Genomic DNA, 25,860 nt, shown 5'->3' with positions numbered 1-25,860 from the left:
GTGAGCGACTACGACAAGCCCCATCTCGATATCTCGGCGCTTGTCGCGCGCGGCGAATATAAGTCCCCTTCATCCAATGCGAGGGGCACCGCGGTCCAGCGCATCCGCGCCGATCACGGGCAGCGGCTCGCTACCGAGCTGCACGAGGCGTTCGCGCGCGCCGACGCCGAACAAGCCGCGCCGATCGCCGAGATCGAGGGGCTCGAGCCTGCTGGCGGGGTCTTTCTCGAAGTCGAGCTGGCCCCCGGCAGTGGCGCGATCATGGTCGAGCGCAAGACCGAAGGAACAAGACAGAGCGCCGAAAAGATCCTCGAGAATGGCGCGCGCTCGCTGGCTTTGTTCGTCCCGGAGGACGCGCGCGACAAGATCGAAGCGGTCCTCGAAGATTATCGCAAAGGCGAGATTACATCGACCCGCGGCACGCCGCCCAAAGCTAGTCGCGTCGAACCGATTGAACATTTCCGCGAGGCGCGGCTCAGAACCTTCTGGCGCGACGATCAAAACGCGCTGCCGACCGACCCGCAAGCGAGTATCTGGTGGGGAGCATGGTGTTTCACAGACGCCGTCGAACGTGTCGTGGAGGCAGCCGCCACGCTCGGCATGCAGGTCGGCGGAGCAAATACTTGGCTGCGCTTTCCCGAGACGGTCGTGGTTCCGATTTTCGGGCGGGTCAGCGCGGTTGAACTCCTTCTCTTCGCGAGCGGCGGGATCGCCGAATTGCGCCGTGCAAGCGATAATCCAGCGGTGTTCACGCAGAACCTGCGAGATGAGATTCCCGCGCTGATTGAGGATCTCGCGGCACGCATCACCTGGCCCGGAGCCGAGGCCCCGGCGGTATGCTTGCTCGACACCGGCGTCAACCGCGCGCACCCCTTGATCGAACCGGCGCTCTCCGAAGAAGATACGCTTGCGGTCAATGCGGCCTGGGGCGGCGATGATCATGAAACCGGCCCAGGGCATGGGACGGGGATGGCAGGCCTCAGCCTGCACGGAGATCTCGTCGCACGGCTTGCCGACCAGTCTCAGCCGACGCTTGCCCACCGGCTCGAATCCGTCAAGATCCTGCCTCCTACCGGCTTTCCCGCCAACGATCCGCACGCCTATGGGCCGATCACCCATTCGGCGATCGCGCTTGCTGAAGTGCAGAACCCGGAGCGAGACCGGATCTTCTGCATGGCGGTGACCAACACTCTTCGTTCGGGCGCTGAGGCTAGCGCATGGAGTGCAGCCATCGACCAGTCTGCCGCTGGAGCCGAGCACAGCGATGAGGAGACAGAGGCGCAGAAGCGGCTTATGTTCCTTGCTGCGGGTAATGTGCCCGATAACGCCGTGGCGGCCGAGATCGCGGATGTCGACGCCTTCCCGGCACAGGACCCCGCCCAGGCCTGGAACGCGCTTTCGATAGGCGGCTTCACACAAAAGACCGCGATTGCGGATGCGGGATACGAGGATTGGTCGCCGGCCGTCGATGTCGGTGAGCCCAGCCCATACAGCCGGACCTCGTATCTCTGGGATCGTGCGAAATCGCCGTTCAAACCCGAGCTTGTTCTAGAAGCGGGCAACCGCGCGCTCAGCCCCTCTGGCGAAGAGTCGGTCGCTGGGCTAGATTCGCTGTCGCTCCTGACGACTTCGAGGAACGTCGATGCCGACCCGCTGACGCCGTTTTGGGCGACGAGTGCTGCAACCGCGCAAGGCGCGCGCATGGCTGCAGAACTCGCCGCCGCTTTCCCGCACTATTGGCCTGAAACGCTGCGGGCGCTAATGGTGCACAGCGCCAGATGGACACCGCCCATGTTAGCAGCCATTGAGAATTGCGCTGGCAAAAGCGAACGCGCGGATTGTTTGCGGCGGTTCGGCTACGGGGTGCCAGATCTGGGCCGGGCGACCGCTTCAGCCCAAGACGATCTCGCGCTCGTCGCGCAAAACACGATCCAACCCTTTCGCAAGGATGGTTCGGTTCGCTTCAACGAAGCGCATGTTTATCCGCTGCCCTGGCCACGCGACGTGCTGGAAGCGCTCGATAATACGAGAGTGCGGCTCAAAGTGACGCTCTCCTATTTCGTTGAACCCAATCCAAGCTTTGCAAGCGCAATCGATCCGGCGCGCTACCAGTCTTTTGGCCTTCGCTTCGATCTCAAGCGTAGCCGCGAGAGCGCCGCCAATTTTCATAAGCGCAACAACGCCGAGATGGCGGGAGAAGGCGCGGCTGCCGCGAGCGATCCTGATGCGGGATGGCTGTTCGGACCGCGCTCGATCTCGGCCGGCTCTCTGCATGTCGATATCTGGGAGGGGGCCGCGGTCGAGCTCGCCGCGCGCAATCTCCTTTACGTGAAACCCATCACGGGATGGTGGCGCGAGCGGGTCGGATTGGGCCGTTTTAACGCGAAGGCGCGTTATGCGCTCGTTGTCAGCATCGAAACGCCCGAGACGGAGGTTGATCTATACACACCGATTGCGGCCACGATCCCGACAATTGTCGAGGTCGAAACCGGCTGAGCGAACTGATCCGATCGCGATCAGCACTTTCACCGCCAACGTTTACCTTCGCCCAGAGCGGAAATTCGACGCTCGGGCATACAATCAGGCATTAGACGAAGTTGAAAACCCAACGTCGGCTTTCTGATGTAGCTCAACCAAGACCAGACCTTCCGCAATCGGCCCAAGTATCGCCAGTGGCTCAATGCACGCTGCCGATCGGACTTTCCGACAAGCGGTTTATCGCAGTCACGATCCGCCTGAAAACCTTGGCGCCGGCGAGGTCGCCTTCCTCCATCAGTTCATCGGAGCGCATGGCGGCAAAGATCGCTGCGTTCTCGCCATGGAGCTTGATGTAGTGGTTGGCGCACGCCCAGATCTCCCATTCCTGCACCATAGCGATGCTCGCTCAGCAGGTGTGATCGCGCCAGTAGCGATCCCATTTCAAGGCGTATCCGCTGCGGACCATGGCGCACGAGAGATCGCCTCCGCGCGGTGAATAGCACCAGGCCGCTGTCCTGTTTCCTCCCCCAGAGCCTTCGCTTCGGCAGGTCATAGCTGGACCGCGCACAAGAACGTGCCCGTGGGAGCTGAACCCATAGGGTTCGCCGACAAAAGCTGCCAGCGCATCGCGTGCTTCGACCGCATCCGCGTCGGGGCATGGCTGGTTGCTACGACAGCTTCCGTCGATCTCACGCGCGGCGATGCCTGACAATCTCACACGAGGGCCTTCGGCGCACCAGATTGGGCCGTCGCCATCCCATACCCGAGTGGGCGTGCACGAGAAGCTCTCGCCTGCCGGAACAATCGCAGCGGCGATGAACAACAGCATGGTCATTGTAGATCGATTTCCTGTTCTGGCGCTTGCTAGCGCTTACGAAAGCAGGCCGGAGAAAGCGTAGCTGCCGATAGATATCGCCGCTACCGCATAGAGCACGGCCACGAATGCGAACTCCATCTCGGTTGGCGTTGGCCACCGCATAAGGGGATTACACCTCATTTGCGCTGCAGAAGAAAGGGCCAAATTCACGAGCTCGCTGTAGTTGGTCTCGGACGCCTTCGCATGCAGCCGCATTAGGAAAAGCCATCGCCTGAGCCTCGCATCGCGAGGTCGGTGAAGAGAAGGGAAAAGGTCCCTTCGGCCGGCCTCGTTGAAACGAGGCAGCAAATGAATAGCCTGAATACCGAAACTGGCCAGCAGGCCGAATCCCGCCCGGATGAAGATCGGACGGACAGCGACGTGCGCATCCTGCGACGGATCGCGCCGCTCAATGAATGGCCGATCACGAACGCGATCGGCGGCGAGGGTCCGGTGCTCGCCGTGCTCGATACCGAGACCGATGGTTTGGACCTTGAAACAGACAGCGTGATCGAGATCGCGGTGGCGCTGGTGCAGACCGATGGCGAGGGGCGGATCGTGAAGATCCTGGACAAGGCCTACGCCTTGCAGGACCCGGGTCGGCCGTTGCCGGCGAGGATTACGAAGCTCACGGGGCTCACCGATGAGAGGCTGGCCGGCAAGGCGATCGATGCGGACAAGCTCACCGCCTTCATCGCGCGGGCAGACGCGGTGCTCGCGCATGGCGCGAAGTTCGACGCTGGCTTTGTCCGCCGCCTGCTCCCCGGTATCGCGCACATGCCCTGGATCTGCAGCTTGGTGGACATCGACTGGCTCGAGCACGGCTTCGACGGCCGCGCGCTCGGGCACCTGCTTATGCAGCAGGGCCTGTTCGCGCCGCGGGCGCACACAGCCGGCGACGATGTCACGGCCCTCGTGAACCTCGCGGCCACCTGCCTGCCGAATGGTCGGACCGTGCTCGCCGAGGCGCTTAGTAGCGCGCGGACGACGACCGTCCGGGTCGATGCAGCGGGCGACACCTACCAGGCGCGCTCCGAGCTCAAGCGTCGCGGCTATCGCTTCGACTGGTCTCGCAAGGTCTGGTCGATCGAGGTGAGCGAGTTCCAGTCCGACTACGAGGAGAGCTGGATTAGCCGGCACTTCCCGCGCGTGCGCGTGAGCAAAACGCCGATCACCTGGCACGAGCGCCATTGCTGAACCTGTAGTTGCGACCGCGTTCGCTGAGCGCGTCGAAGAGAAGGGCGGAGCAGCGCGTCCGCGCGGCCCCGTCCCGCTCTGACAGCAGGTGAAGTGAGCCTCCTCCAGAGAATGGAAAAGGGCTCCGGCCCGCCCGCACCCGGGCGGGCTGTCACCAGAAAAAGGAAATACACAATGCGTCACCTGAACCTCGGCGGGGTCTGTCCTCGCCGGCCGCTGATCCATGTCTTGTCCAGGGCCATGGTCCTGCCGAACCCGTCCCCCTACGAGCCTCTCAAAGGCATGAACTTCGCGGTAGCAGCCATGAACGGGGCGCTGCGCGAGCACATCCCGGTGCTCGCCAGTTCCGTGCAGAGCGCCGATCGACCCATGCTCGTTGTGAGCTTCGCCGATGCCCATCTGCCGGTCTGCACGGGCATGACCCTGTTCCGACCCGTGCCCGCCGGGGTCGAGATCGGCATGGTCGAGCCGTGCCTCCTGGCGGATGGCGGAGCCCTCATCCTCGTCGCGACCGATCGCTCGAAGGCCTTCGGTATCGATGGCAAGGGCGAACTCGTCGAACGGCCCGTGCCGCGTCTCGCGCGAAACGGGGGCGGCATCGATCGCGCATGGGCTGATCTCGAGCGCCGTATGGCCGAACTGGTCGAGGACACCGGGTGCTTCCCGCTTGGCTCGTGGGAGGTCCACCTCGAGCCGCTGGGCTGACGGCACCGACCAGAGCCACCAACCCTCCATCATCATCACACGACCTGCGCGGGCGGTGCTCCTTACCGGGAGCGCCGCCCGCGTGCGTTCAGGACAAGGAACACACAGAAATGCCACCGACCGATCATCCGCCCGTGCTCTGCGCTGCGACCATCGTGCGCGAGGACGCGAACAGCAACGCGCCTTTCGACATACGCGCCATCGCCCTGTTCACAGCCCGCCGCCATGGCGAGGACGAGCTGCAATTCGAACTCGATCACAAGGCCTTCGGACGCGGGCTGCCGCGGAAGCATATCCTTGCCGGCCTCGCCCACCGGATCCCGGCGGGCGCAACGCTCATCATCCGTGGCTCGGCCCCCGGCTCTCACGATCTGCGCGAGGCGCTTACCGCAGGCACGGACGGCGAGGCCGACCTCGGGTTCATCGCCCGGCAGACCAACCGGGTAGCGATACAAGTGATCGACTGCCCGGATGAACAGATCGAGAACCTCGCCAACCGGCTTGATCTCCGGCTGCCTCGTCAAGGCGCATTGCTTGCCGAACGTTGCCGACACGCTCCCGCCGAGGCGCAGGCGCTCTGGGCGAACTTCGTCTGCGCGTTCTGCGAAATCCAGGAAGCGCGCACGCTCATCGCCGCGTTCCAGGCTTGGCACGCAATCGAGAAAGCACGGCCGCTGCCGTTCTGACGGCGCCAGACCGGCGGAGGCCTTTCCAACATCACCGAACAGGAAGTCCCCCAGCATGAGGGGAAGCAGGGTTGGCGGGTCCAACCCTCAGAAAGGAAAATGATTATGACAGAATTAGTCTTCATCGATACCGAGTCCGAATGGGACGAGCAGCTGCACGAAGCATACCGCTCGATCGACCCTGTCGGCGCGGGCGAGCATGAGCGCGGCGGAGCGAAACGCCACCGTCAGGCCACGAGGCGCATCTACGCGGCGGCAGCGTTGCACCTTTCGATCGCGAACGACGGTAAGATCGACCCGCTCGGTATTCGTATTTGGACCGAACAGGGCCGCGGCGACGAGAAGGGCGTGGTCGACGGGCTGTTCAACTTCCTTCGGATGCGGCCACAAACCAAGGTCGTGACCTATGGCGGTCTCGCGGCTGAACTTCCGCTGCTGGGCCTTGCCGCCATGCAGCACGACCTGGTCCTTCCGCCGCAACTTTCCTCCGAAGCCCGGTGGCGCCCAGGAACCTTGCGACCGCATACCGACCTCGCTCTCCTGCTGAAGGGGCAGGGCCGGCAGTGGGCTCATCTCAGCGAGATCGGCCTTCGCATGGGCTTTCCCGCGGCGCTGTTCGCGAGCAAGCCGACCGTCGGCAAGCCGCGCACCAAGCAGGAATGGGAAGAGCTGGGCTGCCACGTTGCGATGGACACCGTGCTCACCGCAATGTTGGCCTTGACCTGGTGGCGGGCTCAGGGCGTCTTTGCGATCGATCAGACCGCAATGGTCTACCAGCTGTGCGACTGGAGCATGCGTCGGCGGATCGTAGGAGACGCCCAGGCGCTGCCAGTTGCGCGTCTCGCGGAGCAGATGCTTGAGCGGATGGATGCGGAGGTTATGGGGGCGAGCTAGCATCATCGCCGTGAGCGCGATCGGTTGCTTGCCGGTCGCATGTTAGCCAGGTCCTGAATGGCCGGAATTGCTGTCCGCACGACAATTCCGGCCATTCTGCTAGCGACCCCGACCCGGTCATTCGCCTCCGCCAAATGATGGTCCGATCTCGGCAAAAGCCGCCATCCGGCTTTCCAGAACAAATCTGGGCCCGCTCATGACTGCTCATGGGTCGGCTTCAAATTCTCAGGTCTCAGATGGCCAAAGATGCTTGCTGACATTTCTCCGACAGGTGCAGTAGCGGGAATTTGACCTGACACCGGCAGTTATTAGCGAGAATTTCGCTGCCCGTTGTGTAAACAGAAAAATCGAGAAGCCACTTGTTGACGCGCTTTGTCCCAACTCGTTTTGGCCATGCAAATTGCCATGCATGAATCGAGCCTCGACTTTTTGTGTCGGAGCATAAACATATAGCGCCGAACCTGTCGTAAACTGCAAAAATCGACGGATAGCCAGCCAAAGGACTGAATCAGCGATGGCGCGGAGATGGATGTTCCGAAGATCATGCAGCTGGCGCAGGGATTTAGCAGCTGATGCGGGCGTTGCAGGAGTAAGGAACCCTGCGCTCCCGAAAAGGGGTAATAACCTTGAGAAAGCTCGAACAGGATCGCAACGCGCTGACGGTGAAGCAGCTCAATCGCCGGAACTGGCGGAAATTGGGTTCCGGGGCACTGGGTGGTGCCCTGCTGATGGTCGCTTTGGGCGAATGGCTGGAGATCAGCTTCTGGAATCTCCTGATGGCTATGGCATCGCTCATTCAGGGCCTGATTTCCGACGTCTCTTCGTCAGCCGTCATTCAGGGCCTGATTTCCGACATCGAGGACATCATCGATCCCGAGGTTGCATCATTCATATCACCTCGCCCGCTTGTGAACTTCATCGCGGGGTTCATCCTTGGTGGATTGGTGTTCAAGATCTCGAGAGTGGCTGGCTGGCTTGACCGATTGTTTCCCGGTCCGCCCAGCTTTGTCTTCTGCGATCTGGAGCGCGAGCGGGCTGAAACCATGCTCGAAGTCGAACTCGCGGCGACACCGGCTCTGGTCGGCCGCGATGCGGAAATGACGCTGCTGCGCGATTTGCTTAGCCGTCCTGCAACCGAACGCTTCAAGGTGCAGATCATCGCGGGGCCAACGGGCTATGGTAAATCGCGGCTCGCGATCGAATGGCTTGAGCTGGCAAAGCAGGCCAAATGGGATTTTGGCGTGATTGATCCCGCCGCGAGTCAGCTTGAAAGGATCAAGAGCTGGAAAGCTCGTCGCCCCACCGCGCTCGTGCTGGATGAGGCGGACACGGATGGTGTGCTACAGGGCACCGGATCGCCCGTCCCGTTGGAGCAGGTGTTGCTCAACCTGCTCTCGGCCAGCAGCAGGAAGAAGCCGGTGCGTATCCTGTTGGTCGGGCGGATGACACCTTGGGCAGCGGGCAACGCGCCGGAAAAGCTGCGGCCCTATATCGCAAAGGAAGTAATCGCGATTGATGCCATCGAGGGAGAGGCGCTGGAACATTTGGCCAATGAACTGGCCGCGCTGCGCGGAGCCGATCCGGCCAACATCATCCGCGAAAGCGCAGGCAATCCCCGCCATGCCATACTGATGGCGCAGACGCCTGAAGCCACCCCACTTGAAAGCGCATTCATTGATTGGACCAGCCGCACCTTTCCGGAGCTTGCCAAGGGGGATGATGAGGTCGACCGTTCACTGGCGCTCGGCTTGATTGCAGCGGCCTTAATCGGGCCGGTTCCGTCAATGGTTATTACGGAGCAGTATCGTGATTTTAGGGTGAATCTGCTTCTGCGGTTTTTTCCGCGAAGCGGCCGCCGCCAGCTGGAACAGGAAATCCCGCGATTGCAACCGCGCAATCTGGCGCAATTCATCGCCTTGCGCCTGCTGGATAATCTGCCCCCGGCATTCCGCACGCAGGATGCCTTACCCATGCTGCTAGAGCATCCCGAGGCGCTGGAGCGAAGCCTGGGCGAAATATGGTGCGATCATCCTCATTGGGTGGAGTGGCATGGCGCGCATCCCGAAGAAGGATCGGTGCAGGCCGATCTGGCGGCGCAATTGCGTGAATTGCAGGATTCCTTCGATACGCGCTGGCCGGGACGGGTGGAGGCGGCGCATCGACGGATGGAGCAATGGCTGGCCGACACGGATTCCGCTCGTCCGTTGGCGGAAACGCACAGAATCCTTGCGCTCACCGCCGGACAAGCCGATTGGCGTCCGTTTGATCCCGCCATCCGGCAGGCAGAGGCCAAGGCAGCGGTCAAGGCTGCCTATCACTACGGCGAAGTCGGAGCCTCAGCAAGCGATGCGTCTGAATCCGCAGCGGCGTTTGCCGCTTTGGAAACTTGGGGAGAACGCTTGGATGCGCTATGCGCGACCCCTGCATTCGTTGATGATCCCGCCATTCGGCTGCACGAGGCCATGGCAGCGGTGTATGCGATCGGCAGCTACGGCAAAGCCGGGGCGGCGGGGCAAGACGGTGCATTCGCCGCGCTCGAACGCTGGGGCCAGCGCTTCGATGCCATGCTGATCAACGAAGCCACCCGCATCGACCCGCTCCGCTCCGATCCCACCATTCGGCTGCACGAGGCCAGGGCAGCGGTCAATGCGATCGGCAGCTACGGCACAGCCGGGGCGGCGGGGCAAGACGGAGCATTCGCCGCGCTCGAACGCTGGGGCCAGCGCTTCGATGCCATGCTGATCAACGAAGCCACCCGCATCGACGCGCTCCGCTCCGATCCCGCCATTCGGCTGCACGAGGCCAAAGCAGCGGTCAATGCGATTGATAGCTACGGCGGAGCCGGGGCGGCGGGGCAAGACGGTGCATTCGACGCGCTCGAACGCTGGGGCCAGCGCTTCGATGCCATGCTGATCAACGAAGCCACCCGCATCGACGCGCTCCGCTCCGATCCCGCCATTCGGCTGCACGAGGCCATGGCGACGTTCAATGCGATCAACAACTACGGCAGAGCCGGGGCGGCAGGGCAAGACGGTGCATTCGCTGCGCTCGAACGCTGGGGCCAGCGCTTCGATGCCATGCTGATCAATGAAGCCACCCGCGTCGACGCGCTCCGCTCTGATCCCGCCATTCGGCTAGAGGAAGCCAGGGCGGCGGCCAATGCGATTGGCAGCTACGGCACAGCCGGGGCGGCAGGGCAAGACGGTGCATTCGACGCGCTCGAACAATGGGGCCATCGTTTCGATGCCATGCTCATCGACAAAGCCACCCGCATCGACGCGCTCCGCTCCGATCCCGCCATTCGGCTGCACGAGGCCAGGGCTGCGGTCAATGCGATTGGCAGCTACGGCACAGCCGGGGCGGCGGGGCAAGACGGAGCATTCGATGCGCTCGAACGCTGGGGCCAGCGCTTCGATGCCATGCTCATCGACAAAGCCACCCGCCTCGACGCGCTCCGCTCCGATCCCGCCATTCGGCTGCACGAGGCCAAAGCAGCGGTGTATGCGATCGGCAGCTACGGCACAGCCGGGGCGGCGGGGCAAGACGGAGCATTCGCCGCGCTCGAACGCTGGGGCCAGCGCTTCGATGCCATGCTGATCAATGAAGCCACCCGCATCGACGCGCTCCGCTCCGATCCCGCCATTCGGCTGCACGAGGCCAAAGCAGCGGTCAATGCGATTGGTAGCTACGGCACAGCCGGGGCGGCGGGGCAAGACGGTGCATTCGCCGCGCTCGAACGCTGGGGCCAGCGCTTCGATGCCATGCTGATCAACGAAGCCACCCGCATCGACGCGCTCCGCTCCGATCCCGCCATTCGGCTGGAGGAGGCGAAGGCGGCGAGCAATGCGAGCATATCCTATCGCAAAGCGGGAGATGATGTGGCGCGGCCCTATTGGTTCGGGCGGTTGGCGCGCCTGATCCAGCTGTTCCCCTATCGCGCCGACTTCGGCGACCTTGCATCGGAGGCTAACCTCTCGCTTGCCGAACAGGAAAAGCAGGGCTGGCCCTTTGGCAAGGTCGAATGGGCCGAGGACGACAGCGTGCGCACGCTGATCGAACCGCGCCTCGGCACGATCCGTCCGGATTACGCCAAAAATGCACCCGCCGCCCAACCTGCCCCAGCCTTAACCACGACTGCGCCACAAGCTGCGCCCCATCCCACGGATGAGGGTCCGACAACAATCACCCCGCTCGGATCGCGCAACGCACCATGCCCGTGCGGCTCGGGCAAGCGCTACAAACAATGTCACGGCGCGCTCGGTAACGGTTAAATGAGGGCGTCTGTCTGCCTCCGCCATACGATCCGCGCTTTACGATGCTCAATGATGCGCTAAAGCCTTTGGGTAAGGGCACATATGGGCGGCTGCGTCGCGAGTAAGTGCGGCATGATACGGGTGGCAAACTCGCCTTTGCAGGGTGCGCCCTTGGTGGCGAGATGCTCGGGCTGATTCCGGCGCAGTTTAAGGGGCTTGATGACTCAGACCCATCGAACATCATCCTCGCGATCAATCTTTGCGGCCTGACCTTCGCGCTGATCAAAGCCATGAGCTGTGTGATTGGAGCCGCCGACATGCGACCATGAACCCGGATACAAACGCTGAAATAGCGTCTGCATCTGTCCCATCCATCCAACTGCTCTGGCGAGGGTTTGGGGCGCGGTTCGTGCACGTCCGGATTTCAGGAAGCGAACCACGAATAGGCGCCTTCTATCTAGGCTGTCGAAAAAGGTTGCCTTCGCTTCCGGATCGATAGGCGAACCCTATCTGGTGACGATCAATGGCAGCTATCGCATTCGGTCCGCGAAAGCCGCCATTACGGAAACCACCCAGCATGCGACCTTGGCGGCCTGATCGGAAAGCTTCGAAAGCGGACTTCGCCCAGCTGGTTTTGGTCGATGTTGCGGCTGTGGATACCTGAAGGAAAAATCGCGCTAAATTCGGGGTATAGGTGGGGGTATATTGCTGATTGAGGGACAATCTTCGCAATGCAACTCAATTGCTTAAGTCATAAATCGCATTCCCTCCTGCGCTACCACGGTCTGCCAAACTGGCGAGTTTCTCACAAATCTCCGGAAATCCGGCCTTTTGAATGATCTTCATTCGAAAAGGGGCCTCCCCGTCGCAGGGGCCAAAGGCGGCGCCCAGCGCCTGCCGGGTCGCGGTAGCTCATCTCCAAACATTAATTCTGCATGGGCGCGTGTTCGTCCCAGCGGAATCCTATCCCGCCGCCCTGCCATACGCCGGTGGACGGCAAGGGGCTGGGGCCATGGATATCGAGAAACTGCGGAAGCCCGTCCGCAGGGGCGAGCGGCATCACTCCGCGCACGGTGCTGCGATGCATGATCCGCAGGCCCTGTTCCTGCGCCGAAGCATGGGCTTCGGGCGCGGCGCGGTGCGCCACGGCGAGATTGTCGATGAACACGCAATCGTTCTCTTCATATTCGAACGCGATCGCATAGCCGCGCTCCAGCCCGTCGTTCAGCAATTCGTTGTAGCGTCGGCACAGGCGTTGCAACTCGTCCGGCCCGAGCAGTCGAAAACCCTCTTCACTTGCCGGAGCCCTCTCGATCACCGCACCGGTCATGCCGAGATGCAGCCACACGCAGCTGTCGCCGGAAACGGGATGGCGATGGACCAGCGGGTGCACCACGCCCGAGTTCGAATTCACCGAGGACAGGCGGCTCCACCATTCCTTTTCCTCTGGGGACAATGCCTCGTAAGCCGCACCCTGGTGGGCGAAATGCGTACCGCCGCCGCGCTCGGCCGGCCTGACGATATGATAGCCCGAGTGGGAGAAGGTTTCGGCAAGGAAGCTGCCGTCATTGTGCCACTGGGGGCCGACGCCCGGGATGCCGTGCCGGCGATCGTTGGAAAGCCGGAAGATATGGGGGTTTCCGCCGGGCGTGGCCGGGTGCACCCCGTGGGTGCTGTGCAAGGCCCTGCCGCCCCACCAGCAGCTCGCGCGCAGGAAATCCTCCGCCTCGATCGGTCGTTCGTTGCGGAATACCAGAAAGCCGCGGCTGGCCATTTCCGCTTCGAGCGCGGCGAGAACATCGCGCGGCGGCGGCTCTGCAGCAAGATCCACGCCCCGCACTTCGGCACCGATCGGATCGAGCGGGCTTATCTCTGCGCCGAACCTGCGAATGATCTCGCATCGCGCCGGATCGAGTGGGGCGGGGATTGTGCGATTTTGGTCGGATGCTTGTTCCATCACCTGCGCGAAGTGGGCATCTGCAATCGGCATTTAAACCGGATTTCTGATGAAAGCGCGGATGGGGCCGCGCAGCCCGGCGGAGCGACGGCTCCTGCCTCGGCGGTTTCCCGTTCCCTTACAGCCTGCGCGACGCGCTTTTGCCGGCTTTCCAGCCGATCACGAAGAGTATGACGCTGCCAATGAGGGCGAGGACGAAAACGACGAGCGCGAGGTCCGCGAGGAACCCGGCGATGCCGCCGAAGCCCAGGATGGCCGCGACGAGCGCGACGAGTGCGAGGGTGATGGCCCATCCATACATATGCGTGCTCCTTTCCCCTCCCAACGGCCGGGCGGCGCGATGTTTCGAGCCGTTCGAGCGGAGCGCGGCGGATCGGGCGATGATCGCGCCGGAGCGCATGAGCGAGGGGGCGCGCCCCGGTCAGTCCGCCACGAACAGCAGGCGACCGGGGCCGAGCCGTTCGAGAATCTCGCCGATTTGAGATCGCTCGAAGGCGAAACAGCCGAGGCTCCGTCCGACTCTGCCGTGTCGGCGCGCCATGTCGCTGTCGACGTAGTCGGCGCCATGGACCACGATCGCCCGCGCGAAGGCGTTGTCGTTGTCCTCCTCAAGCCCGTGCAGGCGGCGCGAGCGGCCGTGCTTTCCGACATAGGCATCGCCCGTCAGGAAGCTGCCGCGCGAGGATGCGTGCGATCCGTGCCGGTTGGAAAAACGCTGGACGAAGCCGCTGTTGCGCGGATCGGAGCCGCGCCCGTGCGAAACGAAATAGGACTTCTCGATCCGGCCCGCGGCGACATCGACCAGCATGAAACGCATCTCGCCCGAGTGCTGCGCAAAATCCGCCAGCCCGATGCGGTCGCGCTCAGCGATCCGGCCCGAATGGCGCTCGAGCGCGGCCAGCGCCCGGCGCAGCGCGAGCGGCTGGGCGGCATTGCCCGGTCCGCTCGGGGGCGGCGGCGATGCGGCTCGAAGGACAGGGTTGGCGAGCGGAGCCGGCGCGATGAGGCCGGCCCCGGCGACGAGCGCGGCGCCAAGCAGGCCGCGGCGGTCAAGGGTCATGTGCGATCCGGTGTTTTGTGTGGTTGTGGTGCAAGGTCGTGCTTGGGTGTAGGATTGCAAGGCAAGCCATGAGGTTCGGGCGATGAGACGAGACCTGATTGCGACGATCCTGGGAATGCTCCTGCCAATGCTCCTGGCGATGCCGGCGGTCGCGCAGGCGCCCGGTGGCGAGGGCGCAGCATGGTCGGCTGCGGAGCTTGCAAGCCTGAAGCGATGGATCGATGCCGCGCCCGACGATGCGCTGCCTCGCCTGCCCACCGTGGCACTCGACCGCGCCATCGCATCGGGGGAGCCGCAGCGGATCGACGCGGAGGCGACGGCGCTCGCCCTCAGCCTCGCGCGGATGCATCTGCTGGGCCGCGCCGCGCCTTCCGAGAAGGCGGGATGGCGGATCGTCGATCCGGACCGCGAGGTCGAACTCGCGCCCATGCTCGACAACGCATTGGCCGGCGGCACGATCGACACCTTCTTCGCGCTCCAGCGCCCGGCGCACGAGGACTACTCCGCGCTGCGCATGGCGCTTGCGCGGACGAGCGATCCCGACAGGCGGCTCGCCATCGCGCGCAACATGGAAAGATGGCGCTGGATGCCGCGCTCGCTCGGCAGCGAATACGTGCTGGTCAACATCCCCCGGTTCGAGGCGCGGCTCTGGCGGGGCGGGGAGCCGTACGACCGCTGGCGGGTGATCGTGGGAAAACGCTCTACCCCGACGCCCGCGTTCGCCACCCGGATCGAGGGCGTCGTTCTCAACCCCTGGTGGGAAATCCCGGCGAGCATCGTGCGCGAAAGCGTCGGCGCGCTCGTGCGGCGCAATCCCGCGCTTGCGCGCCAGCGCGGCTATGTCTGGTCGGGCGGCCGTTATCGCCAGCGCCCGGGGCCGGGCAACGCGCTCGGCCAGATGAAGCTGGTGATGCCCAATCCCTTCTCGATCTATATGCACGACACCCCGTCCAAGGCGCTGTTCGACGAGGAGGTGCGCGCCTTCAGCCATGGCTGCATCAGGACCGATGACGCGATCGGTTACGCCGCGACTCTGCTTGAAGGCGTGGCGACGCGCGAGGAGGTCGATCCGATCGTCGCTTCGGGCAAGACGACGACCCTGCCGCTCGACCGGCCCATCCCGCTCTACATCGCCTATTTCACGGCTTTCGGCGACGGCGAGGGAGGAGTTGAAATCGCGCCCGACATCTATGGGCGCGACAGGGCGATCAAGGTCGCGTTCGGGCCGGATACGCGCCCTGCCGGCTCCGCCGATCCCGCCCGACCGGCGCGCTTGGCAGCCGGGTCGGCCTGCGCCGGGACAGGTGCATTTCGATAGCAATTTTCCAATCTATGTAATCGCCATTTCCCGTTTTTCCCGATCGCCGCGACCGATTAACCGACCTTGCATTGATCGAGCAATTCGCGGCTCGGTCGCGCACAAAGATGTCACGGGAGACCTCATGATGACCAAGACCCTCAAATCCGCACTGCTGGTTTCGGCCAGCGCCTTCCTTGCAAGCAGCGCCCTTGCGACGCCTCCGGGCTTCAACGAGCCGGGCATGGGGCGTGTGCCGGTGCGGGCCGAGGGCGATCCCACCCCGCGCGACGTGCAGGACTGGTGGCCGCAGGTGGTCAATCTCGAGCGGCTGCGCCAGAACGAGGCCGCCGCCGACCCGCTCGGCGAGGATTTCGACTATGCCGCCGAATTCGCCAAGCTCGACCTCGACGCGGTCAAGGCGGACATCGCCAAGGTGATGCGCGATTCCAAGGAATGGTGGCCGGCCGATTACGGCAGCTACACCGGCCTTTTCATCCGGCTCGCCTGGCACAGCGCGGGCACCTATCGCTCCGGCGACGGACGCGGCGGCGCGGACGGCGGCCAGATCCGGTTCGAACCGCTCAACTCCTGGCCCGACAACGGCAATCTCGACAAGGCGCGCCGCCTGCTCTGGCCGGTGAAGCAGAAATACGGGCGCAGCCTTTCGTGGGCCGACCTCATCGTGCTGTCGGGCAATGTCGCGCTCGAAGAGGCCGGGCTCGAGACCATCGGGTTCGCCGGGGGCCGCACCGACGACTGGCAGCCCGAGCTCGTCTACTGGGGGCCGGAAAGCAAGTTCCTCACCGCATCGCGCTTCAGCCATGGGGGCGGTCGCCCCGAAGGGGAAGAGGCCGTGCCGCAGCAGCTCGAAGAGAACCTCGGCGCATCCGAAATGGGCCTCATCTACGTCAATCCCGAGGGTCCGGAGGGCAATCCCGACATCCTCGCCTCGGGCGAGCGTATCCGCACGACTTTCGCGCGGATGGGCATGAACGACGAGGAAACCGCCGCGCTGATCGTCGGCGGCCACACGCTCGGCAAGAACCATGGTGCAAGCCCCAAGGACTGCATCGGCCCAGAACCCGCAGCTGCCGGTGTCGAGGAGCAGGGCTTCGGCTGGAAGAATTCCTGCGGGACCGGCGTCGGCCCCGATGCCACGACCAGCGGGCTCGAAGGCGCGTGGACGGCGACGCCCGACACCTGGAGCAGCAACTACCTTGAAAACCTCTACAATTTCGAATGGCGCCTGACCACCAGCCCGGCCGGGGCGAAGCAGTGGATCCCGGTCAATGCCGACCAGGTCGAATTCGTCCCCGATGCCTTCGATCCGGAGAAATTTCACCCGCCGGTGATGCTCACGACCGACCTCGCGATGCGCTATGATCCGATCTACGGGCCGATCACCCAGCGCTGGGCGGAAAACCCGGCGGAGATGGACGCCGCCTTCGCCCGGGCGTGGTTCAAGCTGACCCACCGCGACATGGGCCCGGCCGCGCGCTATGCCGGCTCGCAGGCACCTGCCGAGCAGTTCGTGTGGCAGGATCCCCTTCCGAGCGCGGATTACGACACCATCACCGAGGGCGACATCGAACTGCTCGAAGGCAAGATCCGCGCCGCCGGGCTTTCGAACGCCGACCTCGTGCGCACGGCCTGGGCCGCCGCCGTCACTTACCGCGACACCGATATGCGCGGCGGCGCGAACGGCTCGCGCATCCGGCTCGCCCCGCAGAAGGACTGGGCGGTGAACGATCCCGAAACGCTGGCCAAGGTGATCGGCGCGATGGAGGCGATCCAGGCCGAATTCAACGCCAGCGGCACGGGACGCAAGGTGTCGATCGCCGATCTCGTCGTGCTGGGCGGCGGCGTCGCGATCGAGGACGCGGCGCGGGCCGCGGGCCACGAAATCGACGTGCCCTTCACGCCCGGCCGGGTCGATGCGACGCAGGAGCAGACCGATCCCGAAAGCTTCGAATACCTGCGTCCGGCCGCCGACGGGTTCCGCAATTTCTACAGCGAACGCGCCCGGCTTTCGCCGAGCGAGATGCTGGTCGACCGCGCCGATCTCCTCACCCTGACCGTGCCGGAAATGACCGTGCTGGTCGCGGGGATGCGGGCGCTCGATGCCAATGCGGACGGGGCGCGCCACGGCGTCTTCACCGACAGGCCGGGCGCTCTCACCAATGACTTCTTCGTCAACCTGCTCGACATGAGCACGGTCTGGTCGCCCGTCGAAGGAGAGGAATATCTATTCGAGGGCCGCGACCGGGCTACGGGCGATCTGAAATGGACCGCGACCGAGGTCGACCTCGTGTTCGGTTCCAATTCGGAACTGCGCGCGGTGGCGGAAGTCTACGCCTATGCCGACGGCGAGGAGCGTTTCGTCGAGGACTTCGTCGAGGCGTGGACCAAGGTGATGATGCTCGACCGCTTCGACCTGCGTTGAGCGGATGAGGGGGCGCGCGGCGGGCCTTCGTGCCCGCCGCGCGCCCTCACCCTCTTTCCCGAAAGTCCAAGGGAGCACCTGATGCTCGATCGACGCACAATCCTTCTCGGCGCGGGTGCGACCGCGCTGCTCGCTGCCGGTCGGGTCGCGGCGCAGGCGACCTCGCACGTGGTCGAGATGACCGGCTCGCCCGGCGGCGACATGGCGTTCTCGCCGCGCGTCCTGCGTGTCGCGCCGGGCGACAGCGTCACGTTCCGCCCGGTCGGCGGGCCGCACAACTGCCAGTCGACGCCGGGCATGATCCCGCAAGGCGCGAACAGCTGGCGCGGCCGGATCGGCCAGCCGGTGACGGTGACTTTCGGGAGGCCCGGCTATTACGGCTATCACTGCCTGCCCCATCGCGGCCTCGGCATGGTCGGCCTCGTGATCGTCGAGGGAGAGGGGCGCGATGCGAACCTCGAGGCGGCCAGAGCCGTGAGCCATCCCGGCAAGGCGGCGGGCGTATGGGCCGAGATCTGGGACGAGGTCGTCTCCTGAGCCCGCGCGGACGCAGGCTGCGCCTTGCGCACGCTCCGAAGCAGGCCGCGCGACTGCGACTTGGCACCAGGGCAGGTCTCCTGCCCAAAATTGCGTGCATTTCACGAACGGCGTAAAAAAATTGCGCTTCCGGGGCGCGCTTGTCATAGTCCCACAGTCAATGAAGCCGAGGCTCCTTCGGGTCGCACTGGAGGGATGATCGTCGGCCATGAATGAAATCTCGATTCCCCGCCGCCTTGCCCGGCTGCTTGTGCTGATCACGGCCGCGCTGTGTGCGCCATTGGCAGCGCAGGAGCTGCCGCCCGCGGACATCCTCTTCAGCAATGTGCGCGTTTTCGACGGGGCATCCGAAACCCTTTCCGAACCGACCGACGTGCTGGTGCGCGGCACGCTGTTCATGGCCTCGCTCACGCTCGCCATGGGCCGCACGATGGTGCTGCCCGGCGGCATCCACCTCGTCATCTTCGCCGCTTTCCTGATCCTCGCGGCCCTGCCATGAGGAGCCCCGCGCTTCTCCTTGCCGCTGCGGCGCTGGCGGGATGCGTGTCCTATCCCGAGGAGCGGGCCGCCACGGCTGCCCCCATCGCCGACGCGCCTGCGACGCTCAGCGTGATGACCTACAATATCGAGGGGCTGACCTGGCCCGCGCGGACCGGCCGGGGACCGTTTCTCGAAGCGATCACGGCCGAATTCGAGCGGATGGAACGGGCGAACCTTCTGCCCGACGTGATCGTTTTCCAGGAAGCCTTCAGCACCGATGCCATGCGCACTGCGGCAAGCACCCCGCATCCCACCTTCGCTCTCGGCCCGCGCGCGCCGACCCGCTCGGGACTCAAGAAGACGCGCGATCCCGTCCTCAGGAAACGCAATTACCTGCGCGGGGAATGGGGCATCCGCTTGATGGGAAGCGGGCTTGCGGTCGCCTCGCGCTATCCGATTGTCGCCGAGTTCGCCCAGCCTTACGGTCCGTCGAGCTGTGCGGGGTGGGACTGCCTGTCGAACAAGTCGGTGATGCTGGTGCGGATCGCGCTGCCCGGCCTTGCCGAGCCGGTCGAGATCGCGACCACGCACATGAATTCGCAAGGCTCCTCCGGCGTCAGCGTCGAAAAGCAGCTCGCCGCGCACAAGGTCCAGTCGGGCGAGCTTGCCGACTTCCTCGACCGCCTGAGCGATCCCGCCAATCCTTTCGTCCTGGCCGGCGATTTCAATATGCGGCGAAGCCCCGCGCGCTTCGACGAATTCGAACGGCTGAACGGCTACAACCTCGCGCGCCGCCATTGCCGCGACCCCGCGCCCGGCCCGCCGTGCGAGATCGCGCTGTCCTTCGACGGGGATGAGCCGTGGCTCGACACGCAGGATCTGCAGGTCTTCGACGACGGCGCGCGCACCGCGCTGCGCCCGGTGCGGATCGAGGCGTGGTTCGACGGCGAGGATGCGGGCGGGCGCCTGTCCGACCACGACGCTTATATCGTCACTTACGCGCTCATCCCGGCGGAGGGGCCGGAGGATGCAAGGGGACGATGACGGACGGACCGACCTTCACACCAAGGGAGAAACAGCAATGATGAAGACCGCAATAGCCGCCGCTCTCGGTGCGAGCCTGCTTGCGGCCTGCACGACGACGCCCGAGCCGTCCGATCCGCTGACCGGCACGAGTTGGCGGCTGCTCGAAATGCAGTCGATGGACGATGCTCAGGGCACGACGCGCGCGAACAATCCCGACCGCTACACGATCACCTTCGGCGAGGACGGGACCGCCTACATGAAACTCGACTGCAATCGCGGGCGCAGCTCCTACGAGGCCGAAAGCACCGGCGCGGGCCAGGGTTCGCTGCAATTCGGCAACATCGCCTCGACCATGGCGATGTGCCCGCCGGATTCGCTCAGCGAGAAACTCGGCCAGCAGCTCGGCTATGTGCGCAGCTATGTGATCCGGGGTGGGCGACTCAACATGGCGCTGATGGCCGATGGCGGCATCCTCGTATGGGAGCCGACCGAGGCGGAAGGGCCCTGACGACGCGCGCCCGCTTGCTCGATCAGAGCGCGAAGCGCAGCCCGCCGAGGAAGCGCGAGCTGTCCGAGAACTGCCCGAAGATGCCGCGCGCCGTGCCGTAGAAGATGTCGCCGCCGAGGAAGATCGCAAAACGATCATCGAGCCGGCGCGACAATTCGAGGCGCACGAGGCCATCGCCGTCGCTCAGCGAATTGAGCCATTCGGCCCGCAGCGCATGGCGGTTGTCGTCGAAGTCCTTCTGCACCCGCAGGGTCGAGATCACGTCGGTTCGCGGGCGGACCAGTTCGCGGTCGGACGAGACGTGGTCGGCGATCAGCTGCACGTTGACATAGGTGTCCCACGGCCCCGAAAAATCCGCTCCCACGCCGCCGACGATGCGGTCGACTTCCGCGACTTCGCTGCCGAAGGAGTCTGCCACCACGAAGCGCGCATCGGGCGTCCACGCGGCCTCCAGCCTGCCCACGACCGCGCCGAACTGGCGCACGAATTCGAGCCCGAACGTATGCCTGCGCGGGTGGCGCAGCTCGATCTGCCGGCCGTCGAAAACGGGAACGCCGTCCTGGTCGATGCCGCGCACGAAGGACACGCGAAGGTCGCCCGCATTAAGCCGGTAGGAGACGCGCGCGCCGATGGTGGCATCGCCGATAAGGTCGCCGCGATCTTCACGGCGGATCGGCGGCAGGGGGCCGGTGGGTTGCAGCCCTGCAAGGAAGCGCGGGGCCTGCGGGAAGAAGGCCGCGCCGGGCTCGGCCAGCTGGTTCACGGTCGGGTCTGGTGCGAAAACGAGGTCGAGATCGACCCGGCCGATAATCGCCTGCACCCGCGCGGCCCATATCGCGATGCGGTCGGGCCGTGGATCGCGCGCGAGCCCTTCGGTCAGGCGCGCGGGGCTGACCGTATCGACCACCCGCGCGCCATCGATCGACCCCCATGCGATCTCCTGCTTGCCGAGCCTGAACTCGAGCGCGCCGGCGGGGATCGCGAGATAGAACTCGTCGAGCTCGATGCGGAAATCATCGCCTTTGACGAGCGGCGCGGAGATCGGGGAAAAGCCGCTGCGCGACCCCGTCCCCGTTTCCGAACCGGCCGCTTCGATCCGCAGCGATGCGACCAGTTCCACGCCGGGGCCGAGCGAGGTGATCGTCTCGGGCTCGATCAGCACGCTGGCCTTGGCGAGCCCGTCCTCGTCGGCTGCCGCGACAAGCGTGCCATCGACCGTCTGCGCGCTCGCGCCCGCTGCAGCGAGGCCCAGCGCAAGGGCGCAGGATGCGGCGGCGACCCTCACGGCATCCGGCCGGCCGCGCGGTCGAGCCGCGCCGGGTCGAACAGCCTGTCATTCGCCCCCGATGCCCGGGCGAGCCCCGTCACCGTCACCTTGGTCGAGCGGCCGGTGCGGTGATTGGTCACGGTGAAATCCGTCGCCGTCCACGAAGCACCGACCTTTTCCAGATCGCGCACCGCAATGGTCTTGAGCTTGCGGCCTGCAGGATCGGTGAAGGTGATCCGGCGCGGGAACCAGGTCGCCGGGTCGACCTCGGCGGTGAAGCCGCCATAGCCGATCTCGCGCGCCGTCTTCGCATCGCGCGCCTTGCCCTTGAGGATGTATCGCCCGTTGGCCGCGCGGCCTGCGGAGGAGAAAGTGTAATCGGCAAGGCCGAAGATGAAGCTGTCCTTGACGTCGCCATAGGACAATTCGGTTCCCATGAAGCTGTCCGCCCGGTCGGATGCCGGCACGCGGCGGGTGCGGCTGGTCGCGGGCAGGTAGAGCCAGGTCTCGTCCGTCTTGTCGGCGGCCTTGTGATCATAGCTCAGGAAGGATGTCCCGCGGATGCTGGCGGGCGTGTCGAACGCGAGCAGCAGGCGGTGGGTCGCCTTGCTTTCGGTGCGCAACATCTTCGCGGCGCGCGTGCGCGAGCGGCCCCTGTCGCGCATCGTGAACGTAATAGTGCCCTTGCGCGGGTCGGCATTGGGTCGCTCGGCGATGTTTCGGGCGATTGTCTCGCCCGTCATGGCCTTCTGCGCCGATGCGGCGAGCGGGAGGGACAGGGCGGCGGCCGCCGAAACGGCGATCAGTGCAAGCCTGCGCAGGGGCCTATGCATTGGTCGAACTCCATTTTTTCGAGGTGATGGAAGCGATTGCGGGAACGAGGACGAGCGCGCCGAACAGGCTGCCCATCGCGGCAAAGGCGATCAGGACGCCGAACCAGCGCAGCACCGGCGTCTCGCTCAGCGCGACGACGGTGAAGCCTGCGCCGAGGCTGACCGCGCTGAAGAAGCAGGCGCGCATGACGGTGACGTAATTGCCCGAAAGCGCGGCGATCAGGTCGTCCCCGCGCGCGATCCGGCTGCGCAGTTCCTGGACGAGGTGGATCCCGAAATCGACCCCGAGCCCGGCGGCAATCGCGGCGCACATACTGGTCGCCGGGGCAAGGTCGATCCCGGCAAGGCCCATCGCGGCATAGAGCAGCGCGATGCCCGAAAGCACCGGGAGCATCGCGACCATCGCCGGGCCGAAGCCGCGCAGCAGCACGAAGGTCGCGGCCCACACCATCAGCACTGCGGCGCCGATGGTGAAGGGGTGGCTGGCCTTGAGCGAATCCATCCACCCGTCATTGACCGCCATCCGCCCGCTCAGCGAAGCGTCGAGCCCGCTTTCGCGCGACCAGTCCTCGACGATGGCGCCGACCTCCCGGATGACCGGCTTGGTCGATGAATATTCCCCGTTCTCGAGATAGCCGCGCACCATCGCGAAACGCCTTGTGAAATCGAGCTGGGCGTCGAAATCGCCGGGATCGCCGCTCGCCTCGTAGAGGAACATATATTGCGCGGGCGCATCCCTCCTGTCGGGCAGCGCGCCCGGGGGAGCGGCGTTGAGCCTCTCGTGCATCAGGCCGATCGCATCGCCGTAGCTCGTGACCTTGCCGATTGCGGGCATGGCTTCGAGCCGCTGCTGCAGGCCGACGATGTCGCGCACGGCCCCGGCGGTGAGCAGCGCCTCGTCCTCGCCGCTGTCGATCACGACATCGAGGATGTTGCCGCCCGAGAACCGCTCGGCGATGAGGTCGTCGGCGACCAGCACGTCGTCGCCGGGCGTGAAGTAGTTGCGCCGCTCGTAATCGAATTCGACCTGGGAGGCGGCGATGATAGCGCCGCCAACCACCACTGCCGACAGCGCGAGCGCGGGGGCGGGGCGCAGCGCGCTCCACTGCGCGATGCGGGAGAGCAGGTCGTCGAGCCGCCGCGCGCGGACCACCGCCGGCGGCAGGTCGGCAAGGCGCATCTGGATGAGCGGCAGCACGGTCAGGCTGAGCACGCAGGCGACCATCACGCCGACCGCGCCGACGAGGCCGAAATCGGCAATCGGCTTCATCGGAGATCCGATCGCAAGGCCCGCAAAGCCGAGAGCGGTCGTCACGCTGGTCAGGACAATCGGCAGCGCCACTTTGTCGATCGCGGCCTTCATCGCCTGCGCGCGCGTGCCCTGCGGCGCCTGCGCGCGGGCGCGCTGGTAGGCGAGCGTGAGGTGGATGCTGTCGGCAACGGCAATCGCCATGACCACGACAGGCAGGGCGGTGGTGATGAGGTAGTACTTCGACCCGAACAGGCCGATCGCCCCGACCGCGCTCAGGGCAGAGCCGATCACGACCACGATCGGGCCGATGATCGCCCGCGCGCGACGCAGCGCGAGCAGCAGGAACAGGCCGATCACCACGAAGGCGGCGGGCAGGAAGACCCGCGTGTCGCCCGCGATGTGCTCGGCCAGCCGCGCATTCATCGTCGCAACGCCCGACTGGTACACACTGACCCCGGGCGGTGCGAGCTCCTGGGCGAGGTCGCGCATCGCGGCGGTCACCTCTTCGGCGCGGTTGGGATCGGTGACGGGGACGATCACCATCAGCGCGTCCTCGTTCTCCGAAACAAGAGTCTGCGCGAGCGCGGGCATCTGCCGATAGAGTTCGAGCGATGCCTGCGGGTCGATTGCATAGGGATCGATGATTTCGGGCGCTTCGAGATCGCCCGCCGCCGTGGCGAGGATCGCCTTTTCCGATCCGATGCTGATGACGCCCGGCTCGACGCCCTCGAGCGCGGCGACCTCGTCGGTGAAGCGGTCGACCGCCGAAAGGGTCGGGGCGTTGAAGGCGCTGGTCCCCGGCTCCTCGGCGAATACCACGATGGCCGGGTCTTCCAGCCCGAAGGTTTCGCGCGCCAGTTCGCGCGCCTGCCAGGCAGGATGGTCGTGGCTGACGAAGGCATCGACCGAGGGATCGCGTTCCAGCCAGGCGAGGCCCGCGGCGAAAAGCGCGACCGGCAGCAGGCCGATCAGCGTCGTCACCCACGGCAGGTCGACGATCATCCCCGACAGGGTCGGCCATTCGATCTCGGGAAAGCCTGCGTCCATGATCGCGCTCCGCCGGGCATCGAGGCGTGCTTCGTCGGGGCGGTCCTGCTCGGGCATCTGCATTCCTCCAACACTGCTGCTCGCTGGCCCTGATCCACCTGCCGCCGAATGGCGGGTGAGGCGGCAAGGCAGGGCCGATGGTTGCGAACGCGCAGTTCGAAAGAGGGGCGCGGGATGCCCGGCTCTCCTGCCGGATCGCCCGCCAACCGCGCGCTCACCTTGAAAGACGCAATCGCGCGGCAAAACCGGACAAATTTTCTTGCAAACCGGCGGTTTTGCGGACAAGTTTATGGCGCAAAAGAAGAAATTCCCGCCGCGTTCCGCATAGCCGGCAGCAGTGGGGCATTGTTGCCGGGGCATCACCGCGGGTGTGTCCCTGCGAGGCAATCATCGACATTACGCGGGCCGGGCGGTGGGAGCCGTTCGACCCGCGCCATGTTCGGATGCGAAAGGGACTAGGCGATCTTGCTGGACGTGCAATCGGGTGAATTCGGGCCGGACCGGGCGAGCGACAGCGACGGCTTCGCCGGGTTGACGGCCTATGAACCTGACGAGCGGGAGCGCGCCGAAGCCCTTATCGCCGAACACTACGACACGCTGATCGGCATTGCCCGCGCCAAGCGCCGCCGCAATGGCCTCAATGACACCCTGAGCACCGTCGACCTGCTGCACGAAGCCTATGTCCGCATCGGCGGCGAAGCGCTGTTCGACGATGGCGCGCATTTCATCCGCGCGGCCAATCTGGCGATGCGCCACGTCATCATCGACCACGCGCGGCGCAAGCTGGCGGGCAAGCGCGGGGGCGGGGAAAGCGCCGTGACGCTTGACGAGCGGTCGCCGCTCTTCCCCGAATTCTCCGAAACGCCCGAGGAACTGGTCGGGATCGCCCAGTTGCTGCGCGCGCTTGAGGCGTGCAACCCGCGCTGGCTCAAGGTCGTGGACGCGCGCTATTTCGGCGGCATGACCGAGGACGAAACCGCCAGCGTGCTCGGCGTGTCCGCGCGCACCATCCGCCGCGATTGGAGCGAGGCGCGCGAATGGCTGGCCCAGAGGATGGGGATGGCTGCGGGTTGACCGAAAC

The 25,860-nt window shown here is 65.2% G+C and carries 22 protein-coding genes; 14 read left to right on the top strand and 8 right to left on the bottom strand.

Going from position 1 to position 25,860, the window contains the following annotated elements; translation table 11 throughout:
* Complete coding sequence (locus G9473_RS06560) at positions 1-2,496, top strand: S8 family peptidase (RefSeq protein WP_291137512.1); 2,496 nt, start codon at positions 1-3, stop codon at positions 2,494-2,496.
* 181 nt (positions 2,497-2,677) lie between these two features.
* On the opposite strand, the gene G9473_RS06555 is transcribed toward G9473_RS06560, so the two are convergent.
* Both G9473_RS06555 and G9473_RS06550 read right to left on the bottom strand, forming a co-directional pair.
* Positions 2,678-2,872, bottom strand: coding sequence for a hypothetical protein (locus G9473_RS06555; protein ID WP_291137510.1), 195 nt, complete (start codon positions 2,870-2,872; stop codon positions 2,678-2,680).
* A 12-nt stretch (positions 2,873-2,884) separates the two neighbouring features.
* The gene (locus G9473_RS06550) at positions 2,885-3,313 is read right to left on the bottom strand and encodes a hypothetical protein (RefSeq protein WP_291137506.1); all 429 of its coding nucleotides are present in this window, start codon (positions 3,311-3,313) and stop codon (positions 2,885-2,887) included.
* Positions 3,314-3,643: 330 nt separating this feature from the next.
* On the opposite strand from G9473_RS06550, the gene G9473_RS06545 reads away from it, so the two are divergent.
* From G9473_RS06545 to G9473_RS06520, 6 genes are all read left to right on the top strand, one after another.
* Positions 3,644-4,531, top strand: coding sequence for a 3'-5' exonuclease (locus tag G9473_RS06545; protein WP_291137504.1), 888 nt, complete (start codon positions 3,644-3,646; stop codon positions 4,529-4,531).
* Between the two features lie 282 nt (positions 4,532-4,813).
* Positions 4,814-5,236: a hypothetical protein gene (locus tag G9473_RS06540; RefSeq protein WP_291137502.1), complete on the top strand. Its 423-nt coding sequence runs from the start codon at positions 4,814-4,816 to the stop codon at positions 5,234-5,236.
* Between the two features lie 110 nt (positions 5,237-5,346).
* On the top strand, positions 5,347-5,922 hold the full coding sequence (locus G9473_RS06535) for a hypothetical protein (protein WP_291137499.1): 576 nt from the start codon (positions 5,347-5,349) through the stop codon (positions 5,920-5,922).
* A gap of 105 nt (positions 5,923-6,027) precedes the next feature.
* Entirely contained in the window at positions 6,028-6,816 is a 789-nt protein-coding gene (locus G9473_RS06530) for a hypothetical protein (protein ID WP_291137496.1), read from the top strand.
* A gap of 626 nt (positions 6,817-7,442) precedes the next feature.
* Entirely contained in the window at positions 7,443-11,087 is a 3,645-nt protein-coding gene (locus G9473_RS06525; RefSeq protein ID WP_291137493.1) for an SEC-C metal-binding domain-containing protein, read from the top strand.
* A 164-nt stretch (positions 11,088-11,251) separates the two neighbouring features.
* Positions 11,252-11,398: a hypothetical protein gene (locus tag G9473_RS06520; RefSeq protein WP_291137490.1), complete on the top strand. Its 147-nt coding sequence runs from the start codon at positions 11,252-11,254 to the stop codon at positions 11,396-11,398.
* Positions 11,399-11,994: 596 nt separating this feature from the next.
* Here the strand turns inward: G9473_RS06520 and G9473_RS06515 are convergent.
* From G9473_RS06515 to G9473_RS06505, 3 genes are all read right to left on the bottom strand, one after another.
* Positions 11,995-12,900, bottom strand: a complete 906-nt coding sequence (locus G9473_RS06515) for a TauD/TfdA family dioxygenase (RefSeq protein ID WP_291137487.1) — start codon at positions 12,898-12,900, stop codon at positions 11,995-11,997.
* Positions 12,901-13,144: 244 nt separating this feature from the next.
* A complete protein-coding gene (locus tag G9473_RS06510; protein WP_291137484.1) occupies positions 13,145-13,327 on the bottom strand; it encodes a DUF1328 domain-containing protein in 183 nt (60 codons plus the stop codon).
* A gap of 120 nt (positions 13,328-13,447) precedes the next feature.
* Positions 13,448-14,086 (bottom strand): murein L,D-transpeptidase catalytic domain family protein, encoded by a 639-nt coding sequence (locus G9473_RS06505; protein ID WP_291137481.1) that lies wholly within the window; start codon positions 14,084-14,086, stop codon positions 13,448-13,450.
* A 127-nt stretch (positions 14,087-14,213) separates the two neighbouring features.
* Here G9473_RS06505 and G9473_RS06500 point away from each other — a divergent pair, with 127 nt between their 5' ends.
* The 6 genes from G9473_RS06500 (at position 14,214) to G9473_RS06475 (ending at position 20,380) form a co-directional block, all read left to right on the top strand.
* Entirely contained in the window at positions 14,214-15,404 is a 1,191-nt protein-coding gene (locus tag G9473_RS06500) for a L,D-transpeptidase family protein (RefSeq protein WP_291137478.1), read from the top strand.
* 223 nt (positions 15,405-15,627) lie between these two features.
* The gene (gene katG, locus G9473_RS06495) at positions 15,628-17,829 is read left to right on the top strand and encodes a catalase/peroxidase HPI (RefSeq protein WP_291138291.1); all 2,202 of its coding nucleotides are present in this window, start codon (positions 15,628-15,630) and stop codon (positions 17,827-17,829) included.
* Positions 17,830-17,910: 81 nt separating this feature from the next.
* Positions 17,911-18,366: a plastocyanin/azurin family copper-binding protein gene (locus G9473_RS06490; RefSeq protein ID WP_291137475.1), complete on the top strand. Its 456-nt coding sequence runs from the start codon at positions 17,911-17,913 to the stop codon at positions 18,364-18,366.
* A gap of 208 nt (positions 18,367-18,574) precedes the next feature.
* Positions 18,575-18,865: a hypothetical protein gene (locus tag G9473_RS06485; RefSeq protein ID WP_291137472.1), complete on the top strand. Its 291-nt coding sequence runs from the start codon at positions 18,575-18,577 to the stop codon at positions 18,863-18,865.
* Complete coding sequence (locus G9473_RS06480) at positions 18,862-19,890, top strand: endonuclease/exonuclease/phosphatase family protein (RefSeq protein ID WP_291137469.1); 1,029 nt, start codon at positions 18,862-18,864, stop codon at positions 19,888-19,890. Before G9473_RS06485 ends, G9473_RS06480 begins: the two co-directional genes overlap by 4 nt.
* Before the next feature lie 37 nt (positions 19,891-19,927).
* A complete protein-coding gene (locus tag G9473_RS06475) occupies positions 19,928-20,380 on the top strand; it encodes an META domain-containing protein (RefSeq protein WP_291137466.1) in 453 nt (150 codons plus the stop codon).
* 22 nt (positions 20,381-20,402) lie between these two features.
* On the opposite strand, the gene G9473_RS06470 is transcribed toward G9473_RS06475, so the two are convergent.
* From G9473_RS06470 to G9473_RS06460, 3 genes are read right to left on the bottom strand one after another with little or no spacing between them, the layout of a single operon-like run.
* Complete coding sequence (locus G9473_RS06470; protein WP_291137463.1) at positions 20,403-21,665, bottom strand: hypothetical protein; 1,263 nt, start codon at positions 21,663-21,665, stop codon at positions 20,403-20,405.
* Positions 21,662-22,480 (bottom strand): outer membrane lipoprotein-sorting protein, encoded by an 819-nt coding sequence (locus tag G9473_RS06465; protein WP_291137459.1) that lies wholly within the window; start codon positions 22,478-22,480, stop codon positions 21,662-21,664. The genes G9473_RS06470 and G9473_RS06465 overlap by 4 nt, the downstream gene beginning before the upstream one ends.
* Positions 22,473-24,836, bottom strand: a complete 2,364-nt coding sequence (locus G9473_RS06460) for an MMPL family transporter (RefSeq protein WP_291137456.1) — start codon at positions 24,834-24,836, stop codon at positions 22,473-22,475. Before G9473_RS06460 ends, G9473_RS06465 begins: the two co-directional genes overlap by 8 nt.
* A 417-nt stretch (positions 24,837-25,253) precedes the next feature.
* On the opposite strand from G9473_RS06460, the gene G9473_RS06455 reads away from it, so the two are divergent.
* Positions 25,254-25,853: an ECF-type sigma factor gene (locus tag G9473_RS06455; RefSeq protein ID WP_291138290.1), complete on the top strand. Its 600-nt coding sequence runs from the start codon at positions 25,254-25,256 to the stop codon at positions 25,851-25,853.
* Positions 25,854-25,860: the final 7 nt, after the last annotated feature.

Origin of the sequence: Erythrobacter sp. (genome assembly GCF_011765465.1) — a bacterium.
Taxonomy (GTDB): Bacteria; Pseudomonadota; Alphaproteobacteria; order Sphingomonadales; family Sphingomonadaceae; genus Erythrobacter.
This window is presented reverse-complemented; position numbering and strand designations above follow the sequence as displayed.

Bases quoted from the DNA above. Each gene is read 5' to 3' on its own strand.
- G9473_RS06540 (WP_291137502.1), top strand. From the start codon at position 4,814: ATGAACTTCGCGGTAGCAGCCATGAACGGGGCGCTGCGCGAGCACATC.
- G9473_RS06550 (WP_291137506.1), bottom strand. From the start codon at position 3,313: ATGACCATGCTGTTGTTCATCGCCGCTGCGATTGTTCCGGCAGGCGAG.
- G9473_RS06555 (WP_291137510.1), bottom strand. From the start codon at position 2,872: ATGGTGCAGGAATGGGAGATCTGGGCGTGCGCCAACCACTACATCAAG.
- G9473_RS06535 (WP_291137499.1), top strand. From the start codon at position 5,347: ATGCCACCGACCGATCATCCGCCCGTGCTCTGCGCTGCGACCATCGTG.
- G9473_RS06500 (WP_291137478.1), top strand. From the start codon at position 14,214: ATGCTCCTGGCGATGCCGGCGGTCGCGCAGGCGCCCGGTGGCGAGGGC.
- G9473_RS06530 (WP_291137496.1), top strand. From the start codon at position 6,028: ATGACAGAATTAGTCTTCATCGATACCGAGTCCGAATGGGACGAGCAG.
- G9473_RS06460 (WP_291137456.1), bottom strand. From the start codon at position 24,836: ATGCCCGAGCAGGACCGCCCCGACGAAGCACGCCTCGATGCCCGGCGG.
- G9473_RS06505 (WP_291137481.1), bottom strand. From the start codon at position 14,086: ATGACCCTTGACCGCCGCGGCCTGCTTGGCGCCGCGCTCGTCGCCGGG.
- G9473_RS06520 (WP_291137490.1), top strand. From the start codon at position 11,252: ATGCTCGGGCTGATTCCGGCGCAGTTTAAGGGGCTTGATGACTCAGAC.
- G9473_RS06475 (WP_291137466.1), top strand. From the start codon at position 19,928: ATGATGAAGACCGCAATAGCCGCCGCTCTCGGTGCGAGCCTGCTTGCG.
- G9473_RS06465 (WP_291137459.1), bottom strand. From the start codon at position 22,480: ATGCATAGGCCCCTGCGCAGGCTTGCACTGATCGCCGTTTCGGCGGCC.
- katG (WP_291138291.1), top strand. From the start codon at position 15,628: ATGGGGCGTGTGCCGGTGCGGGCCGAGGGCGATCCCACCCCGCGCGAC.
- G9473_RS06490 (WP_291137475.1), top strand. From the start codon at position 17,911: ATGCTCGATCGACGCACAATCCTTCTCGGCGCGGGTGCGACCGCGCTG.
- G9473_RS06485 (WP_291137472.1), top strand. From the start codon at position 18,575: ATGAATGAAATCTCGATTCCCCGCCGCCTTGCCCGGCTGCTTGTGCTG.
- G9473_RS06510 (WP_291137484.1), bottom strand. From the start codon at position 13,327: ATGTATGGATGGGCCATCACCCTCGCACTCGTCGCGCTCGTCGCGGCC.
- G9473_RS06545 (WP_291137504.1), top strand. From the start codon at position 3,644: ATGAATAGCCTGAATACCGAAACTGGCCAGCAGGCCGAATCCCGCCCG.
- G9473_RS06480 (WP_291137469.1), top strand. From the start codon at position 18,862: ATGAGGAGCCCCGCGCTTCTCCTTGCCGCTGCGGCGCTGGCGGGATGC.